Source organism: Desulfocicer niacini (genome assembly GCF_054657595.1).
On the sequence record NZ_BAAHYK010000033.1, the window covers coordinates 1 to 19,415 of the forward strand.

The 19,415-nt window shown below is 46.0% G+C and carries 12 protein-coding genes; 4 read left to right on the top strand and 8 right to left on the bottom strand.

Features of this window, described 5'->3' with window-relative positions:
• Nucleotides 1-122 (bottom strand): IS66 family transposase (locus ACYQ2M_RS25630; protein ID WP_487247204.1); only part of this gene is annotated, 122 nt, incomplete at its 3' end.
• 385 nt (nucleotides 123-507) lie between these two features.
• On the opposite strand from ACYQ2M_RS25630, the gene ACYQ2M_RS16965 reads away from it, so the two are divergent.
• The 4 genes from ACYQ2M_RS16965 to ACYQ2M_RS16980 all read left to right on the top strand — a co-directional run bounded on the left by ACYQ2M_RS16965 (nucleotide 508) and on the right by ACYQ2M_RS16980 (nucleotide 11,003).
• The gene (locus ACYQ2M_RS16965; protein ID WP_459917557.1) at nucleotides 508-2,394 is read left to right on the top strand and encodes a C1 family peptidase; all 1,887 of its coding nucleotides are present in this window, start codon (nucleotides 508-510) and stop codon (nucleotides 2,392-2,394) included.
• 694 nt (nucleotides 2,395-3,088) lie between these two features.
• Nucleotides 3,089-4,240, top strand: coding sequence for a substrate-binding domain-containing protein (locus tag ACYQ2M_RS16970; protein WP_459917558.1), 1,152 nt, complete (start codon nucleotides 3,089-3,091; stop codon nucleotides 4,238-4,240).
• Entirely contained in the window at nucleotides 4,237-5,301 is a 1,065-nt protein-coding gene (locus ACYQ2M_RS16975; protein ID WP_459917559.1) for a hypothetical protein, read from the top strand. The genes ACYQ2M_RS16970 and ACYQ2M_RS16975 overlap by 4 nt, the downstream gene beginning before the upstream one ends.
• A gap of 434 nt (nucleotides 5,302-5,735) precedes the next feature.
• Nucleotides 5,736-11,003: a hypothetical protein gene (locus tag ACYQ2M_RS16980; RefSeq protein WP_459917560.1), complete on the top strand. Its 5,268-nt coding sequence runs from the start codon at nucleotides 5,736-5,738 to the stop codon at nucleotides 11,001-11,003.
• A 304-nt stretch (nucleotides 11,004-11,307) separates the two neighbouring features.
• Here ACYQ2M_RS16980 and ACYQ2M_RS16985 read toward each other — a convergent pair whose 3' ends face one another.
• From ACYQ2M_RS16985 to ACYQ2M_RS17015, 7 genes are all read right to left on the bottom strand, one after another.
• Nucleotides 11,308-12,828 (bottom strand): glycine betaine uptake BCCT transporter, encoded by a 1,521-nt coding sequence (locus tag ACYQ2M_RS16985; protein ID WP_459917561.1) that lies wholly within the window; start codon nucleotides 12,826-12,828, stop codon nucleotides 11,308-11,310.
• A gap of 350 nt (nucleotides 12,829-13,178) precedes the next feature.
• The gene (locus ACYQ2M_RS16990) at nucleotides 13,179-14,090 is read right to left on the bottom strand and encodes a proline dehydrogenase family protein (protein ID WP_459917562.1); all 912 of its coding nucleotides are present in this window, start codon (nucleotides 14,088-14,090) and stop codon (nucleotides 13,179-13,181) included.
• 408 nt (nucleotides 14,091-14,498) lie between these two features.
• The gene (locus ACYQ2M_RS16995) at nucleotides 14,499-15,224 is read right to left on the bottom strand and encodes a FadR/GntR family transcriptional regulator (protein WP_459917563.1); all 726 of its coding nucleotides are present in this window, start codon (nucleotides 15,222-15,224) and stop codon (nucleotides 14,499-14,501) included.
• A gap of 302 nt (nucleotides 15,225-15,526) precedes the next feature.
• Nucleotides 15,527-16,456: an aldehyde ferredoxin oxidoreductase C-terminal domain-containing protein gene (locus ACYQ2M_RS17000; protein WP_459917615.1), complete on the bottom strand. Its 930-nt coding sequence runs from the start codon at nucleotides 16,454-16,456 to the stop codon at nucleotides 15,527-15,529.
• On the bottom strand, nucleotides 16,450-16,866 hold the full coding sequence (locus tag ACYQ2M_RS17005; RefSeq protein WP_459917564.1) for an aldehyde ferredoxin oxidoreductase N-terminal domain-containing protein: 417 nt from the start codon (nucleotides 16,864-16,866) through the stop codon (nucleotides 16,450-16,452). The genes ACYQ2M_RS17000 and ACYQ2M_RS17005 overlap by 7 nt, the downstream gene beginning before the upstream one ends.
• 259 nt (nucleotides 16,867-17,125) lie before the next feature.
• Nucleotides 17,126-17,503, bottom strand: coding sequence for a 4Fe-4S binding protein (locus ACYQ2M_RS17010; RefSeq protein ID WP_459917565.1), 378 nt, complete (start codon nucleotides 17,501-17,503; stop codon nucleotides 17,126-17,128).
• 988 nt (nucleotides 17,504-18,491) lie between these two features.
• Nucleotides 18,492-19,409: a glycyl-radical enzyme activating protein gene (locus ACYQ2M_RS17015; RefSeq protein ID WP_459917566.1), complete on the bottom strand. Its 918-nt coding sequence runs from the start codon at nucleotides 19,407-19,409 to the stop codon at nucleotides 18,492-18,494.
• Between the last annotated feature and the right edge of the window lie 6 nt (nucleotides 19,410-19,415).

Genomic DNA, 19,415 nt, shown 5'->3' on the forward strand with positions numbered 1-19,415 from the left:
CGAAGATCACGCTCAGCACGATTATTGGTAAATGGAACATACGGGTCCTTGGCAAATAACAGAACGGCCGCTTCATATTTCTTAAGCCTTTCCCAAAGGTTGTGAGCATCTGACTTGGCCATCTTGCCACGCTTGCCTTTAGGCTTCGGCGGTATCTCAGGCAACTCTTTGCCTCCCACGTGACTACCCAAAATACTATATTTTAAAATGTATTTTCTTGACAAATTTGTATTTTGCGTACAACAATATGCTTGTTATGGGTTATACTTTTAATCTGTCTTCCATATGTAATTGAACTTGATTTCGAACTTCATTTAATTCTTCATCCTTCTCGGCTACTCAGTTGGGTATCACTTCTGATGTTGTACGATTTCTCCAAAGCTCTCATGTTATTACTTTAATGTCACAGACAGTAAGAAAACCAGTGTTGTCCCAGGAATTTAAAAGGCGTTAATTTGCGCGGACACATCACTGAAATTCCCCGCCTGTTCAGGCAAAGGAGGCTTTATGTCAAAAACGTTTTGTAAAGCTGAAAAAGCTGCTGGAAGTCGGCGCATTCTCAACGCGCGTAAGGATACCCCGGATATCCGGGACCGCATGTATGAACCGGCATTGATACAGTTGAAACCTGAACTGGATAACCGTGATGGCGCTATTATCCTGGATCAGGGTATGGAAGGTGCCTGTACCGGTTTCGGTCTTGCTGCAGTCATTAATTTACTTCAAACAAAACGGAGTGGGAAACCCTTCCAGGCCAGTCCCAGAATGCTATACGAAATGGCTAAAAAACACGATGAGTGGCCAGGGGAGGACTATGACGGGTCAAGTTGCAGAGGAACGATCCGTGGGTGGAAAAATATGGGGGTATGCGGAGAGGATGTCTGGCCCTATGATCAGGTGGATCCGGGAGATCTTACCATTGAGCGTGCCAAATCGGCTCGATCTATTACCCTGGGGGCTTATTATCGGCTCAGGCCCGAGATCAATGATTATCATGCCGCCCTGAACGAAACTGGCGCAATTTATGTTTCAGCAACGGTTCACAAGGGGTGGTTTGAACCCAAAATTGGCAAAAGGTCTCTGGCCGTAATCACACCCATACGAACCAATAATCCCGGCGGCCATGCCTTTGCCATTGTGGGTTACAATCGCCGTGGATTCATTGTTCAGAACTCCTGGGGAGAGGATTGGGGAACAAAGGGGTTTGCCTTATGGCTTTACGAGGACTGGCTCGAATCCATCACAGACGGGTGGGTAGTCCAGCTCGCTGTCCCAACACCCCAGATTTTTGGGCTCACGGCCAGATCTTTTGAAAGCCGGAATGCGGAGTTTGGATTCTTGGTCCCGAAACGTTTAGAAATCGCAGGTCATTTTGTTCATTTTGACGACGGAAGATTCAAACGCCGGGGGGCGTACTGGAGTTCGGCCGAGGATGTCTTGAAAACTGCGAACAATATTCGGGAGACGGTGGCTACCAAGAAGTATCAACATTTGTTGATCTATGTCCATGGTGGATTGAACAGTCCCGCCGACTCGGCACGGCGGGTGGTCGCCCTGAAAAAAGGATTCAAAAGAAATGGTATATATCCGTTTCATATCATGTATGATACCGGGCTGGTCGAGGAATTCAAGGATGCTGTCTGTCGTGCCCATGATAATCCGCGTATGCAGGGGTGGCTTGAGAGTCTAAAGGAAGATATCAGTGATGTCAGTGATAAGGTCATCGAAGATTTGGTGCGGAAACCAGTTCTTCCCCTATGGGAAGAAATGAAAAATGATGCCCGACGGCCCTTTGTGATCAATGAGGATGGTACAGACAGTGACGGCCTGTTTGTAATGAAAGCCTTTGCAGAGGCTCTTGAAGGTACAGGGATTAAAATTCATCTGGCCGGTCACAGCACCGGTGCAATTCTTATTGGTCATCTCCTGGATGCACTAGATACTTTTGATAAGCCGGATCTGGTGGCATCCTGTAGTTTAATGGCACCAGCATGCACACTGGATTTTTATGACGATCACTATACAAAGAGAGTGGGGGCCGTGAAAGAAAATTCGGTCAGGCTGCCAAAGATGACAATCTACAATCTGACGGAACAGCTGGAAAAGGATGATAATGTGGTTTATGTTTACCGTAAATCGTTGTTGTGCCTGGTATCCCGAGCTCTTGAGCGCCAATTGGACAAGCCTATTCTGGGTATGCAGTTGTATTCCAAAGAACTTCCACCCAGTTCAGCACTGGACATAATCTATTCCAATGGTAAAAAAGGGGTGTCGAAAAGCACCTCTCATGGCGGCTTTGACAATGATGCCGGTACCATGAATGCCATCATGAAATGCATTCTTGGCAAGAATCCGCGCAAACCTTTCCAGAAAGGGGAAATGAAGGGATATTGATATTGATGTAGAAATAGAAGTAGATCGAGGATGAAAAAGGCAAGAGGGGCAAATCTAAATTTGCCCCTTCCTTAAAATAAATCCTAACAACGAACATGCTGGTGGACAAGCCCCAGGTTTTATTAATGGAGATGGTCGAGGAACAAAATATTGTTGACCTTCTTACCCGGACCTGATCAAACACCGAAAAAAATTGCTCAGTACTTCGGCGGCTTCATCAGATAATTTTTGCTGTTCATTCTGACATTTTTTCTCTACAATGCTCATATTATTATCTCCTTACTCAAATTAATTTAAATATTGTTTGGAGATAATAATCGCTTATTTCAACCCTTTAAGGTAGGTCAACACTTATAGACTTATCCGGGATAATTTAAAATGAGTGGCGGAAGGCTTAAATCAAATGGAAGCTAAAGGATAAATGCTAACCACATAGTGGAAATAGCAGCTCGAACAACTCTATGCTTTAATATTCCTTCCCGCCTACTATAATTGAATATGACGAAACTGAAGAAGAGACGCAATAAACTTGAGAGTCGTACAATACCGAACGGATAGTTATTGCAAGCGGCACTACGACCAAGTCTGCGATGCGGCTCAGCATAGGAGGAAGAAAATCATATCCATCAGGGCAAACATCGGACACTCACCCTTACAGCATGACCTGTCCGCCTGGCGTCATGACGATGCCCTTATGGGCGGGACGGCACCGGAAGACAATAAGGGACGTATCAAGACATGGGCATGCCTGTTCGCGTTCTGCGTGCTCTGCCTATATCTGTCGCCCGCTGTTGCCGACATGTCTCAGCCAAACGACGTCACCCAGGAGGCCATGCAACGGCTTTTCGCCACAGCCAGCGCGCCGTCTCCGGCCTGGACAGGTCCGAGTACGGGACCTGCGGGCGTGACAAAAAAAATCGTTGCCCTCATTGCCGAGGATCTGCGCAACGGAGGTATTCTCGGGGTGGCACAGGGGGTTAGCGAAGCTGCCCGGGAGTTGCGTTGGCAGATTAAAATATTCGACGCTCGCGGTACACCGCAGGGTCGAAAGGAAGCGGCGGCCGATGCCCTCGCAGCACATCCGGACGGTGTTGTCCTGATAGGCGCCGACGTCAAAGCAATGGCCGCTCATCTCAAGCTCTTCACCCGGCTCAAGATTCCTATTACCGGATGGCATGTGGGTCCGGTGGCGGGGCCAATGTCGGATACCCCGGTTGCCGTCAACGTATCGACCGACCCCTTGGAGGTCGCTCGCGTCACCTCCATGGCGGCTGTTGCCGACCCTAACAAACGCTCGGGGGTGGTCATTTTCACGGACTCGAATTTTCGGATTGCTCTTGCCAAATCCACAGCCATGGCCGAGGTTATCCGGGCATGCCAACACTGTGTTTTATTGGAAGTCTGCGATGTGGCCATCTCGAAAAGCGCTGAAATAATGCCCGGCGTCACCCGAGAACTGCTGGCCCGCTTCGGTAAGCGCTGGACTCATGCGCTGGCGATCAACGACATTTATTTCGACTACGCGGTACCGGAACTGATTAAGGCTGGTCGATTAACCCGCGATCTCAAACTGCTTTCCGCCGGTGATGGCAGCGTGGCCGCCTTCCTGAGAATCCAGTCCGGTCTCTTCCAGACCGCAACGGTTGCCGAACCTCTTAACCTGCAAGGTTGGCAGCTTGTAGATGAATTGAACCGCCTTCTGAACCACCGCCCCCTTGACGGGCATGTTATCCCGGTGCATCTGGTGACTCCGGACAATATCGCCTACGATGGCGGCCCGCAGCTTCGTTTCGATCCCGACAACGGTTATCGTGATATCTACCGCCAAATCTGGAGGGTTAAATGATCCAGATGAACAGCAAACATCATCCCGCTTGGCTGCCACGCTCACTGCATCATCAATTCAGGCTGATTCTTACTGCATTGGCAGTGTTGATAGCCGCGGGCAGCCTATTCTCTGTCCAGTCCCTGCGTCGAACTGCGGAAATCACCCGGGAATTGGCTGATGAACGGCTAATGCAGATGGAAAATGCAAGTAAGTTGGCCGAGACCGCCATGCTGATCGAAATTGGAATGAACAATCTTATTTTCACCTCCACCCCGGAGATGATGAATGAACACTATGCTGGTGTTGTGGCAAAGCTGGACGTACTCAATTATCTGGCAGGAAGTTTGGGAGCTGCCAACGTCGATGTTTCGGTGCTGACGTTATACCAGGCTGAGCAAAATTTTCGTAACATTGTCCATACCGTGGTTGGTCTGCGGCAAACGGAACTTCAGAAAGGTTTGGCCACCACACATCTTGAAGCGTTGAAACATTTCAAGAATGGGCTGGAGCATCAGGCCATGACATTGGTATCGATCACCGCTACCCTGGAGGCTCGCAGCAGCAACGATTACCGGACATCAGTGCAACATCTGGCGGCAACTGCGGACAAAAGTCAGTATCGGGTTTTTATTCTCTTGGCCATCTGCTTAGTGATGGCCTGGCTAATCTCCCGCCTGTTCCTGGGACGGCATATCCTATCGCGTTTGAACCAAGTCAGTTTTCACCTGCGTCGAAACGATACGAGCATCGAACCAATCCGGATTCCGGTCCATGGGGAGGATGAAATCAGCCAGATGGCCCGGGCTGTCGAACTGTTTCTGGAGGATCGCCGCAAACTGAATCTGGCCAACCGGAAACTGGAGCAGTCCTTGCAGGAGATCAAAACATTAAGAGGCATATTGCCAATTTGTTCTTTTTGCAAAAACATTCGAAATGACGAAGGGTATTATGAGCAAATAGAAGCCTATATTCATAAGCACTCAGGTGTGGATTTCAGTCATACAATTTGTCCTGAATGTATGAAAAAAAATTACCCGGAAGAATATGCTTCCATTATGCAAAAAGAAAATAATGATTGAAATTATCCCTTCTTGCCAAAGGCTTCAAAATTATGACTCCACGCTGTTTCATGTGGGTAGCGTATAATCCAGCTTACCTGCTATGAGGTAGATCATGGTGATGTAGTTTCGAGACGAACGATACCTTCTGGCTTTTGCTTTTGCCGTTTGAATCAGACTGTTTATGCCCTTATGTCCCAAGCGCGGAGGAAAAACTTCGCCCCCGTTGGGGAACAGACTCATCTGGATTCCGTTTCTTATTGGTATCGTTCTCACAGTCGTTCTGTATCAGCTCACTGATTCCAACTCGACGTACTGATTAATAATCCAAGAGAAAAGATAGGGGGCAAGACCTTCTTTCGAAATGACATTCAGATCAGGATCATTGGCTGAATTGAGTTTCAAGGCTTTTCTCCTGATAAGCGGAAACTTTGAATACAATAATGAGGAAAGGTATGTTGATGATCATCTCCCCAAAAAGTATCAGCATTTTGTTTACTTATTTTATATTATTGCTTTGCTGCGGCACATCTTTGGCCCATGCAGATATTCAACAATACCGTGAGGAGTTGAAACAATCGGTTAGAACCCAGCCCGAATATTCAATTGTCTTGCAGGAAAAATTGCAGGATGCAGGACAGCAGTTTGAGGCAGTCGGTATTTTCTCCGAAGCTAGACGGGTGTATCAATACCTTGATCTTATCTGGGAAAAGTATCCACCAGCAGACAATGCACGGCATCAACTGATCAAAAAGAAAATTGCATCCCTAAAAAAAAAACAGGACACGCCCCTGGCCGGTGCCCTGACCCTTGTCAATGAGGATGCACTGGGCTTTTATCAAACCGTCTACTACCCTGGTCAAAAGCTTGAATGCCGGGTCACCCTGGAAAAAAAAAGCGGTGTATGGCTCTGCCTGACCCCCCTTAATCCCTCTTCAGATGAAAAAGAGAAAAAACGCCAGAAGACCTTACCGGTTTTGTTCCCAGCGCCTGCACTGGATAATAATCTTTTGATTCAATTGCCCGATGTACCCGGTGACTATACACTGGGTGTTTATGACAGCAATTGTCTTTTTTTAACCCAAAAAAATATTACCATCCAAAAACCGGTTGAGTGGGCGGGCAAACTCAAGGTAGAGACTCAGGGCTCTTCTGGCCTGGGCGGGACAGTTATCGCACCGGGAGGCGAATTCAGTACCGTTGTCCACAACCAGCCGGAATGGCTTGCCGGTGTAAAAGGGAAACGCCCCTGGGTGGGTCTGTTTAAAAAAGAGGCTCCTGACGACTCAAAAAAACATATTACATACTGGTATATAAAACAGAAAGCAGAATTTACCCCAATAACCTATCGGATAAAAGAGGCCGGGGAATATCAGTTGCGAATCTTCAGCGAGGACAGCAAGGACCAGCAGATTTTGCTCAAAGTTGACCTCATGGTTGGTGATCCTCAGCCTGTGCGGCTGGTAAAAGGATTTAGCAGATCTGGTCCATCCCTGGCCTTTGATAAAAAACAGCGGATTGAAATTGCTGGCAGCGGTTTTAGAATTAATCCGGCCAAAAATCCGGATCCTTATTGTATTGTGGTCCCTTCATGGTTTGTGCCTCAGGATATCCGGCACGGATTAAACCATGCCCTTTCGGAAAGCAAAAAATTTTCCGGAAAATCCAACCTGAAGGTGAACCTCCCCAAAACCGGAGGCAGTTACGATATTCTGTATTATCCCCACTGGCGTGCTTTTAAATCAGAGGTGTTGGCTCAAAAGCTGGCTATGGTGCATATCCAGGGCAAAGATACAGTAAAACTGGTGTTACCTGAGGCATCCTTTCTGCCGGGGGCAAATATCCGGGCAGGCATTCATATGGGTGCTGATGCAGATCGTCTGAATGCCTATATTTTGAAAAGAGAGTATCTGCAGATAACAAGATATAAAGCCGGATATGTCAGAAACAAAAAGTACGAAACCAGCTTGGATAGAACCAAGTATGAAGATGGCAAAGGCTGGTTTGATATCACCGCGCCTTTAACCCCTGGGCAATACTTTCTTGCAGTCTATAATGCAAGTCAATTAAGAGCGGCTCTCCCGTTGACCGTTGTCCCAAAGAGACAACCTGGCGCCCTTATCCAGGTGGCAGATGGACCATACCAGACGACAATGCCGTTTAATTTTAAAACATTTCCGCCACCTGCAGGGATTCCAGAGTACGGGTTTGTCCGGTTCACAAAAGACGGCAAAGAGGTCTTGAAAAAAAATCTTTACCAGCAGTATATGGATTCTCCTGTCAGTGTTACAGCCCCTGAAGCGGCTGGTACCTATCAGATTCTTTTTTATCTCAAGGGCAATGAAGAACCCATGGCCCAGACAAGCGTGACGTTTCATGAAAAAGCGGATATGCCCCTGCCGGATTTTGAAACGGATGTCCCTTCCATCAGCCCTGAGGCGGTTGCCGCCTTTGGACAAAAAGCCCGGCTCGAAGATGCAGACTTTGCCGAGTTTAATCTGTTTGCCTCTAATTTTGTACCACAGCAGGATATCCTGATCAATTATTCAATTCCTGAACCCGTGACCGCGTGCCTTGTTATTCTACCCAAAGGATCGGCACCGGAATCAATTGCCTCGGCCATCCAGCAGGCTCTGGAAATCAAGGCGCTGGATTTTCACAAGGATATTGTGACCCTGAAGGCTCCGGCGGAACCCGGCAGTTACGTGCTGTATGCCTATGATACCCTTCAATGGACCAAGGCCGGTCCACCCAAGCTGATCACTCAGATGGAATTTGTTGTCGATGATGTATATCATACAAAAATAACCCCGCCTGAGACTGCCTATTCCAAAGGGAAGCTTGTACTTACAGCAACTGTAGAGCCTGAGCCTGGATTTTCCCGGGAATTTGGAAAAGTATATCTGTATCCAGAAAATATTAATACCATCTATAACCAGCCAGGCTCCCTGGCCAAAACGAATTTCAAAAAAATCAAAGAAAATGTTTTTCAGGCAATCCTTTCCGTGGATGTTGAGCCCGCAAATTATCAGCTTTTTATCGACGGATTTCAGGCAACAACCCCCATCCGACTGACCGCTCCCCCGGTACTCAATCCTGATGCAGATATTCGCGTGACTGATTTGGACATCACCCCGAATGGACTTACAACCATGGAATTTTTTCCCTCCTCAACCTGGAAAAATACGCTCGTCTGGGCCCTGACTGGAAAAGATGACCAGGGAAATATCGGATTTGTCCATGGACCGGAAGTTATTAAAGATAATTTAGAAAGGGTCATTCAGACCACTTTTACCGCACCGAACAGACCGGGTGAGTATCGGATCTGTTTCTGGGAGGGCACGGGTAAAGAAGGTTTTTCAGACCTTCCGAACTCTGCTGTCATCCGCACCATCAATGTCCGCCTTGACAGAGAATATCAGGCATCTCATCAGCCGGCAGTTGATCTCCAGGCCTATTTTGCACAAAACAAGGATCTGTATGCCGGTATGCACACAAACGGCCGTTTCACTGCTTCCATTGCCTATGACCCCAGTGCATGGATCGGTATCCTGCCGGAAACCATTGATTTGGAAAATACAGACTCAGTCACAGCAAAAGAATCGGCCATCGAACGGGTTGAACTTCGTGGCAAAGACACAGGAACTTTTTCTGTTCTCATGCCGGAAACACCGGGCAATTATCAGCTTTGCATGTTCGACAGTGCCAAGAATGGCCGTCTGGTCCTGCGCCGTACAATAACATTAAAAGTCCCGGATATGGCAAAACTTGAACAGGAAGAAAATGATGCGGCAGATGCATTTCTTGAATCCCTGCCCGATTATGATGAAGGGATAAAAGCCATTGAACAGGTCCATCAGGATCAATATGAACAAAATCTTGAAGTGCCTCATCTGAGACCTATTTCAGTATCGCCTGAGCTTTTGAAACAGCTTGAAGGCAAGAATGATTCAGTAAAACACACTATGATTTTTCAATATATTCTTGATATGCTTTCTCCTTGCTCAGTTTCTGCTAAAGGCAAAGAAAAAAGGTACTGCGAGGACGATGTCGATCTGGCCCTTGAGAACATGCGCAAGGTAAACATTAATTTTGGCGATGGGGTGGACTTAAAAAGTGTGGTGGGCGAATTGGCCACAAAAATGGGGCAAGACCTGATCCTGGGCCAGAAACACATTGCCCAGGCAAAAGAGTATTATGACAAAACCAAAGCCTATTACGACAAGGCCATGAAACTTAAAATCAATGTAGACAAGAATGGTTGGGAGGCCGGTGTCAAAGGGGCTCTCTGGGATTCCACAGAAGCCATGCTCAAAGCTTGTCAGGACCCAAAAATTTTGTCCAGGCTGGGTAAAAAAGCCATCGAACATAAACTTAAAGGCTATAATCCTCTTAAAATGACTACGGAGGAACAAACTGCCTGGAAAAAAGAGTATACCCGGATGGTGGTTCTCCTGGATGACAATGATCTCGAAGCCTTGCATAAGACGACCGCAAAATTTGCCGACCTTGCCGGAGAGCTCAGCGTCCCGAATGCAGATGCCAAAGCCATTGAAATGGCCCGGGCCGCCGCCATCAACACCATGAAAACGATTACCATCTCTATGGTAAACAAAATTCCGGGCTGGTCTGCGGTAAAAGCGTACTATGAAACCCTGAACGTCTTGAGAGGGACTCTGATCAACGATGAGACCAAGGATTTTATGGATAAATATAGAAGCTTGAGAGATGAAGGCGGAACCATCTCCCAGGTGAATGATATTACAGCCAGCGAAGGGGCCAATTATTTAAGAACCTCCCTGCGTAGCCGGATTGAAGCCAATCCAAAAGGGTACAAACAATTTTTAACCAGAGCGAACCGGTTTCTAGCCTCAAAGGGCAAGCCCATTCATTTAGATGCAAAAGAAATTGACAAAGCCATCATGGGCCACCTGGAAAAATGGTACCAGCAGGAAAAAAAAGACAAGAGGCAAGATAAATTCTACGAGGAAATGAAAAACGCCTGGTACAGCAGCAAGTGTAAAGATAAGTCATATGACGTCCAGATAAAAGACAAAAGTATTTTTGACAGAATCAAAGAAACCTCTGGCCATGCCTATGGCAAAGTTTCAGGCGCACTTTCCGGAAAACAGACCTATTCGTCCATATATTGTGCCCGCAATGCCCTTGCCTTTAGAAGTTATCTCGATTTAAGAGCGCAGGTACTTCAACAGATGGCTGGCTGGAAGGGCAAAGACAGTGCATGCCAGATGGGGAAAATAGAAAATCAGAAGCTGCAGGACCAACTGGTTTGTATGGCTTTGACCGATCCTGCGTCTTATAAAAAGATGATGGCCGAAAATGCAAAAGCCTGTGGCGCCTTGCCCAAACCCCTGCCCCCTAATAGCACACCCAAGATCAAAGAATTATCCAAAAAATCGGCACGGGCCATTGAAGTATTGCTAAAGCGAAGCGGAAATATCAACGTATTAAACTGCCTGTGCAACCGTCATTCGATCCTGGGATCCGGATGCCGCTACCATCCGGATCCCACCGAGAAAGCAAGCCCTTCATGCGACAATCCCGGCCCTCCCTGCATCCAGGGCAACTGGGGATGTTTTCGGCGTGATATGGCTACGGACGCTGCAAGCCTTCAATCCTGTGGGGTGGGGAAAGCCATTCTTGAATTCAAGCGAAAGGACAACGAGGCCTATCAAAAATGGCTTGAACAGCGTAAAAAATAATTGGCCAAATAGATAATGGCCGACCGAAAACCCCCATTTGCACCGCTTACGGCGCTGGTGAACAATTTGCAGGTTTTCGGTCAGGCACCAGGCAGACATGCGCCGCGTTCTTTTCTAAAAAAACAAACCAGATGAAATACCACAAGTGTGACACACACTATTCCTCAAGGTGAGGAACGAAAACATAAAAAAGACGTCTTATGTGAAGATTGAAACTTGTGATTGGTTAAGGGGCGCAAGCCAAGAAAGGAATCGGGCCCCCCTGCCCCCAGAAAAGGAGACGGGAGCTGTTAATGTTTAATTCCTATTGCTTGAATTCCTGGGTTATGGAGCGCAAAAAGGACCAGATCATAAAAAGCATCAAAATCATAAACGGCATTGAGAAAATAAACGAAACCGTCTGAACCGCCTTTAATCCACCCGTTAAAAGCAGCATGGCAGCAATGGTACTGCAAAGGATTCCCCAACCCACCTTAAGCGAATTTTTAGGATTAATATTTCCACCGGAACTCATTACACCAATGACATAGGTGGCAGAATCTGCAGAGGTGATAAAAAAGATACATACTATGATCATGGTGACCAGAGAAAGAATAGAGCTCATGGGAAGATAATCATAAAGCTTGAAAATAGCGGAGGTGGGATCAGCAAGGGCGGCTGCGGCAATGCCGGGGCTGTCTGCCATGGTCATTTCCAAATTCAGGGCTGTACCGCCAAGAATACTGAACCAGATGGCGCACAGCAACGTTGGGGCAAGCAATGCTCCAAATACAAATTCACGAATGGTGCGCCCCTTGGAAATCCGAGCAATAAAGGCACCCACAAAAGGAGCCCACACCAACCACCATGCCCAGTAAAAAAGGGTCCAACTGCCCAACCAGTCGTAACCCGCATGGTTTTCCACAACATTGGTGGTATCCAGGAAAAAGCTAAACTTGATAATATTCTGGAAATAATCTCCCAGGCCCTCAATCAACGCTTCCAGAATAAAAATGGTGGGACCGCAAAACAAAACCAGTACCATAAGACCAAAGGCCATAACCATATTAATGCTGCTTAAAGTTTTAATGCCTTTATCAACCCCTGTCACGGCGGAAAATATATAAAGGACAGTCACCACGATAATAATAATGATGGCAACGGTGGTGGTGTTGGGAATTCCATAAAGCTTATTTAAGCCTGTACAGACCTGCAAAGCACCCAGTCCCAGGGAGTTGGCCACACCGAAAAGGGTTACCACCACGGCCAGCGCATCAATGGTTTTACCAAGAGCGCCCTGTACCCGCTCTTTGCCGATGAGGGGCTCAAGGGTCCAGCTCAACAGGCATGGTTTTCCTTTTCTAAACTGAAAATAGGCAAGTACAAGGGCCACCACAGCATATCCTGCCCAGGGATGAAGTCCCCAGTGAAAAAAGGCGATGCGCATGGCATCTGCCGCCGCCTGGGGAGATTTTGGCTCGGCAAAGGGAGGGGTTGAATAATGAAACATGGGCTCTGCAACTCCCCAGAAAACCAGTCCAATACCCATACCAGCAGCAAACAACATGGAAAACCATGCAGGGCGGGTGAATTCCGCAGGCTCATCATCCTTTCCAAGACGGATATCACCGAACTTGGTCAAAGCTATGGTAAAACAAAAGGCTACAAAGCCTGCCACAGTCAACAGATAGGCCCATCCGAAATTGCTGATAAAAAATTTAAAAATTTTATCAAACACCTCTTTTACCATGTCTGCTGAAATCAGTGTTGTCACAATGAATATGGAACAGACAATCACCGATCCAATGGTTATTGTTTTGTCAATTCCGCCTTTGTTTTCTTCCATTCTGATGCTCCTTAACGATTCGATTTATTTAATGAGAGACTCAGCGGTTTCTAATCCACCGTTTAATATAATGACAATATAAAAAAACGATACGTGCCTGGTATATGAACGGTAAATCAATTAAAGAAATCTGACTCCCCAAAATGATTAAGCCTAAAATTCCCTTGCCAAAAAATAATTAAACAATAAGATAGTAATACCTTGGTCATAACATCTGCCAGCCTTCATAATCGGCGAGCCAATGGGATGAGCCCACTCCAGGATGGCCGATACAGTGGCCAAGCCCGGCGGTATTACCAAATCATCCAGTATTCATTCAGTATCCCTCATTCGAGATCCCTGTTAACCTGTTATTTCCCCCCTTTCCCACGAAGTATCTGTCCCAGCGCCGCCCTGGCAATATTGGGATTTTCCAAAAGCCTTCTCCGGGAATAGCCCAACCATTCTTCCCCATAGGGCAGGTAAACCCGGAGGCGATGCCCCTGGCTGACGATGAGATCACGCAATTCCGAATCAACGCCCAGCAGCATCTGAAATTCGTATTGGTCTCTTTTAAGACCATATTTTCGTATCAGCTTCAGGGCTTCAAAATACAAACGTTCATCGTGGGTTGCAATACCGACATAAGCGCCATGGCTAAGCATCTGATCAAGCAGTTCCACGTAATTTCTGCTGACCAGTTCCGGATCTTTCCAGGCCTCCTGCCGATTGACAATGAAGATGCCTTTTACCAGACGAAAATTCATGGGTGCATCGCTCAAGGCCTCAATATCGTCATGGGAACGACGCATATACGCCTGAATGGCAACACCAACATGATCGGGAAACTCATTTCGCAAACGCCGGTAAAAATCCAGGGTGGGTTCAAGACTGGGGGTATTTTCCATGTCTATTCGGATAAATATATCCAACTCCACCGCTTTGGAAACAATTTCGCGCATATTCTCATAGGCAAACTCAGTATCAAGCAAAAGCCCCATCTGAGTGGGTTTTACGGACAGGTTTGCATCTAGTTTTTCCCTTTTAATGGTTTCGAGAATCTTGAGACACTCTTCTTTAAAAGGAATGGCCTGTTCTTTTAGCGTAATATACTCACCAAGAATATCCAGAGTTGTTTCAACACCTTTACTGCTCAGTTCACGACTTACCCGAATGGCATCATTAATTGATTTTCCGGCCACGTAATCTTTGGCAAAAAATCTAACAATAGGTGAGGGAACATACATAATGGTTTTTGAAACAAAAACGTTAAATAAAGACATGCGGTATCCTCCTATTTTTAATAGAATCTGCAAGGCCAGAGTTCTTAACTCCTTAACTCCTTAACTTATTATTTCAAAAATGTCAATTTGAAACACACCAGGATTCGGCATACTTCAAAAAAGGCTTGGCCACAACATCGTCCACCCACCACAGTTGAGGGGGGGGGTGGACGATGTTGTGGCCAGAAGCCTTAAACGCGAAAAAAAACAAAAGCAACTCTCCCGGAAATAAAACCATGGGTTAGAAAACCGGAGCATCGCAAATCAAGTCTGCCTGCAGTTTTCCAGCCATGAATGCGCTGGCAATCTATAGAATGGTACGTCAGACCCAATGAAGGTCTGAAATTCAAGCCATCATTAAAAAATAGGATAATCACAATGAAGGGATGCCCACCATCTTGGGTAGGATCAAGTTATTTTTTTGCGGGAAAGCTCTTTATCCAGTTCCATATCTACTATATTTATGTGGTTACGCATGGCCTCTTCTGACGCGTCTGCATCACCGTCCAGAATACAGGCCATAACACACCTTGCGCTTTCCACAGCTTTATGAAGGATTAAAGGATCGGCGATTCTCAAATAGTCACTCATAAAATCAATGTGGCTGTGGGATTTTTCCACCAAAAGCTTTGTGATTTCAATAAGGGCCGAATTATTACTGGCTTCAGCAACAGCAATATGAAACCTGAAGTCAAGTTCAAAAAAAACATCCTTATCCCTATAAGAATTCTCCATATCAGTTGCAAGTTGTTTAAAGACTCTTATTGTTTCTTCACGGGGCTGGCTGGCAGCTATCTTGGCTGCTCCAGGCTCCACGATTACCCTGGCAGCAATAATATCTGCAAGTGACATGGCCTCCCATATTTTTTCCGGGATCGGTCCGTCTACCGGGTTTTTATCCACAGGCTCGGTGATATAACTTCCTTTTCCCCGGATGACGTTTATATATCCCAAAACCGTCAGCATTTTTATGGCTTCTCTGACCGATCCCAAACCCACATTAAACATTTTTGCAAGCTCACGCTGTGAAGGAAGGCATTCACCGGTGGTCAGCTTACCGGATTCAATCTGAGAAATTATTTCTTTAACCAGAACATCAGGTGCCGAATTTATCTGCAATGCATTAAATTTCATTACTTTTTTATATTCTCCATTTCACAGTTACCACTTGATGATCAAGTTGGAAGCATCCTCATTTTCCCCAGGTATCATCGTGGAATCCGATGAATCTGATTTTCAGGCAAATTGGGATCAAAAAAAGCTTGATCATTGAGTATCATCATTTAAAGAGTTCATGACTGATGTATTCATGAACTCGCTAATTTATATATATTATATGCAAAAAAAAATCAAAAGTAATAAAAGGGGAGGCCTGGTCATTAAAAAATTCCGGCCATGTTATAACATACATGGAGTAACAGCCTGTGAGAATCTGATTATGATACGTTCAGGCGATGTTTTTCCAGGGTTTCACGGGTGGGAATACCATTTTTGTCCCAGCCCCTGGCCTCATAATAGGTATCGAGCATTTCCTCTATCACTTCCAAATCCATCACATGCCCCTTGTTGGGTCCATTGGGGATCTTTTTCCCGTAAAACCGTGCCGGGGGATAGTCATACTTGCGACCAAAATCCTGAATTTCTCTTTTATTAAACATGCGGTTTAAGTGCCAGATTTTTTCAGAAAGAAGCAGCAGATCCTTGTCAAAATCCATCTTTTTACCCGTGGCATAGTAGTAAAGCTCTTCATAATACTGGGTTTCAAGACCTATCTCCATGTACTGGAGCCGACAGGTACCAAGAATATCAAAGGCAGGCCGCAAGTGCTGAGACTTTAATACCAGCGGCACCACATTTTTATGATCCGCCTTGGGAATGGTGTCAAAATTAGAATCACCGGAGATAAGGTCATGCACCGTGGCATTCTTGTCTCCCCCCACGGCGGTTGCCACATCAGAGCCCAGCACCCAGCACCGTCCATGGTGTGCACCAATGTCGGAGGTCATGTAACCCAGCATCATGCCCGGCGCGTTACGCGATTCATATCCGGTCCATTCCAATCCCTTTACATGGATGGCAAACTTACTGCTGTCATGCCCAATAATCTCGGCAGCTCCCCGAACGCCCAGGGCCAGGGTATCGCCAATACCCTGTCGTTTGGAAATGATATTAAGAATGTAAACAATGGAATCCAGATCTCCCCATTTCACATCCATGCCCATCTGTTCTTTGGAGATAAAACCCTTTTCATAACATTCCAGGGCAAAGCTTACGACAGCACCTGCAGAATGGTCAAAATCTGAAAATCTTCTCCCAGGTCTCCTTTCATGGCAGCTTCTACTTCCGTTGACCTCCTGCCTCAGTATTGTCTAGCGGGTCGAATCTCCACAGTGTCATTGTCGATGAATATATATGAAGGATCCTTGGCTTTACCCTTGATGATGGTCACATCATAACCGGCGTACTTCATGTTGACTCCGAAGTGGCCCCCCATGTTGCTGTCACCATATCCTCCGGTGGCCGGGGACTTGGTACAAAAATGGGTTTTGCCACTTGCCGGTAAAAACAGTCCGCTCAAGGGTCCCATGGCGATGATAAACCGATTTTCAGCATCAAAGGGATCCACATTGGGGGGATTTTCATCGTATAAAATTTTTGATGTAAATCCACGTCCGCCGATGAAGTCATCCACCCACTCTTTATTAAGGGGCTCTTTTTCTATTTTCCCGGCACTTAAATCAATTCTCAGGGTATTGCCTGCATATCCGTACAGCATGTTTCTCTCCAGACTTTTTATATGAAAAGGTCGCCTTCAAATTTACTTCAGCAGAGCCCCCCCGAGGGGTAATAGGAACCGGCCAATCGAGCTGTCTACAGTTCCGGGCCGGGACCATTACCCCTCGGGGGGCGGCATAATACCATTTGGTTCCGCGTCTACGACCCTATCTTCGTTGTGTCCGTTAGGACATGTGGGTTATATGAAAAAGCAAGTGCTGGGTGTTAACAGCAACTGCTTTTTAATTATTTTTTGATAGCTATGCAAATGTTAACGCATCCCGTGGACAGACAGTGACGCACTGTTTGCAATTGATGCATTTATATGGATAACCATCGCCGTCAACCTTCACCAGGTTAACCGGACAGGCAGGAACACAAGCCATACACCGATCACATTTCTCTTTGTTTATTCGATAGGTCTGCCCTTTAAGCTCAATGGCACCCTGGGGACAAGCCTCGGCACAGGCACCACATTGATCACAAATATCCACAAAATACTTGCCTGGGTCCGGAAACTTTCCATAGACATGTAACATTGCCCTGGAAGGATTGATCTCCTTCATGTTCTGCAGGGTACACACAAGCTCACAGGCCTTGCAGCCCGAGCAGGTTTCATTGTTGAAGATAAGTCCCATGTTTCATTCCTCATACTTTACTATTTATGTAAATATTCGGGTTGGTAATGTAAGTGTTTGGGCAATGCCCCGTATTCGCACACTTTTTTTCAAACTTTTAGTAGCAATTAATATGCCGGGACACGTAAATTCGCTTCATATAGAGCATAACCGACTAAAGTATAAGGATTTTTATCAACTTCAACGAAGTTACAAAAATCCTTATAAAAAAATTTTTATTTTTAAAACTTTTTTTATTTTTACAATACTTTCGCCAATTTTTAAAGACAGAGGCAATGTACAGGCGTTTCTCGATTTCTTGGATTAAAACAACACTTCTTTTCCATCAAATAATTTGCCGATCTCTGGAATTTTTGAAAATAATGCACATAGCTGATACTATTCATAATCATCTGGTGTTAAATAATATGTGTGAGAAGCATTCAACTCACCAAGCATGGTATTCACCAAACTGGAAAACGTCTTTTGAGAAGATACATTTTTTAGCTTTATACGATAGTCGGCTTTATACGATAGTCGGCTTTAATTGCAGGAAAAGCCTTGGCTATCTGGTCAGGATTATAAAAATGCTCTTCAACAACGTTAACGATTTCTTCAAATAAAACAGAATAGGAGCAATGGTTTTATTTAGCTTCAGCAGGTGAAACTCATACAATGATGAGGCACATACTCAAAACAAATAGGATGAGTCTTTTCATAGTAAGGTCTATATAATTCCTTCCTTTTGCCCAGCCAGACGGATGTTCAACCTTTCGGCCAGGGGAATTGCAGCTTTCAGATCTGCCACAACGGCCTTTAATTGTTCCATATCCCTGGGATAAAATTTGCTGGCAGCCAATAAGGGCCGGGGCCGCGGGCCCTGGCAAGCGCCATGTATTTGAGCTAGATGGTATTTAAATTACCAGCAAGGGTCTGCTTTGGCATATCAAATCCCACTTCATCCAGAAGAGCTGCGGCCCTGGCTTTTTCATCGCCTTCAAATCAGGGGTTATCCGCCAATTTTCACGGTCAGGCCCATATCTGTGAGCAATTTCTTTTTCCTTCCCATCTCGCCCTCATCGGGACTGGGAATACCTTCCAAGGCATAGGCAAGAGATAGACGACGATAGGTTTCAATGCCCAGACGATGGTAGGGCAGCAGCTGAATTTCCTTTATTTTTTTAAGCCCCCGGCAGAACAGCCCCAGGGCTTTAATGTTGGAATCTTCATCATTGAGGGAGGGAATCACCGGCATACGAACAATAAGGGGAAAGGAGCGGGGGGTTTCATCAATTTTTTTCAAATTTTCCAGAATCAACCCATTGCCCATCCCGGTTATCTGCTTATGAACATTGGTATCAAGGTGCTTTAAATCGTAAAACAGGGTATCCACCCAGGGAAGCACCTTTTCAATGTTATCCCAGGGGACATGGCCGCTTGTTTCAATGGCTGTGTTTATACCCTGCATGACACAGCCCTCCAGAAGGGATGCCAGAAAATCCTTCTGCATAAGGGGTTCCCCCCCGCTGACGGTGACACCGCCACCGGAGTGGTAATAAAAAACCGAGTCTTTACCCAATTCCCTTAACATTTCATCCTCGGTGGCGTTGTATCCATAGGCAATGCGGGCATTGGCCGGACAGCCTTCAACACATTGCCTGCAATCGGTACAACGTGACATGTCTGTGGTAAAAACATCGGTTGTTTTATTATAAGAAACGGCCCCTTCTGGACAGATATTTACACAGGTAAAACAATGGGTGCATTTATTTTTATGGATACCAAAATCCGTGGTGTTTTTCTGGGACTCCGGGGTGGAACACCACCGGCACCGTAATGGACATCCTTTGAGGAAAATCACCGTTCGAAGGCCGTCCCCGTCAAAAATGGACAATTTTTCGATTCTCAATATTCTGCCAGGGGTCATGGCGGT

Coding starts and splice junctions, on each gene's coding strand:
- ACYQ2M_RS17015 (WP_459917566.1), bottom strand. CDS start 19,409: ATGACCCCTGGCAGAATATTGAGAATCGAAAAATTGTCCATTTTTGAC.
- ACYQ2M_RS16995 (WP_459917563.1), bottom strand. CDS start 15,224: ATGAAATTTAATGCATTGCAGATAAATTCGGCACCTGATGTTCTGGTT.
- ACYQ2M_RS16985 (WP_459917561.1), bottom strand. CDS start 12,828: ATGGAAGAAAACAAAGGCGGAATTGACAAAACAATAACCATTGGATCG.
- ACYQ2M_RS17005 (WP_459917564.1), bottom strand. CDS start 16,866: ATGCTGTACGGATATGCAGGCAATACCCTGAGAATTGATTTAAGTGCC.
- ACYQ2M_RS16970 (WP_459917558.1), top strand. CDS start 3,089: ATGGGCGGGACGGCACCGGAAGACAATAAGGGACGTATCAAGACATGG.
- ACYQ2M_RS16990 (WP_459917562.1), bottom strand. CDS start 14,090: ATGTCTTTATTTAACGTTTTTGTTTCAAAAACCATTATGTATGTTCCC.
- ACYQ2M_RS16965 (WP_459917557.1), top strand. CDS start 508: ATGTCAAAAACGTTTTGTAAAGCTGAAAAAGCTGCTGGAAGTCGGCGC.
- ACYQ2M_RS16980 (WP_459917560.1), top strand. CDS start 5,736: ATGTTGATGATCATCTCCCCAAAAAGTATCAGCATTTTGTTTACTTAT.
- ACYQ2M_RS17010 (WP_459917565.1), bottom strand. CDS start 17,503: ATGGGACTTATCTTCAACAATGAAACCTGCTCGGGCTGCAAGGCCTGT.
- ACYQ2M_RS16975 (WP_459917559.1), top strand. CDS start 4,237: ATGATCCAGATGAACAGCAAACATCATCCCGCTTGGCTGCCACGCTCA.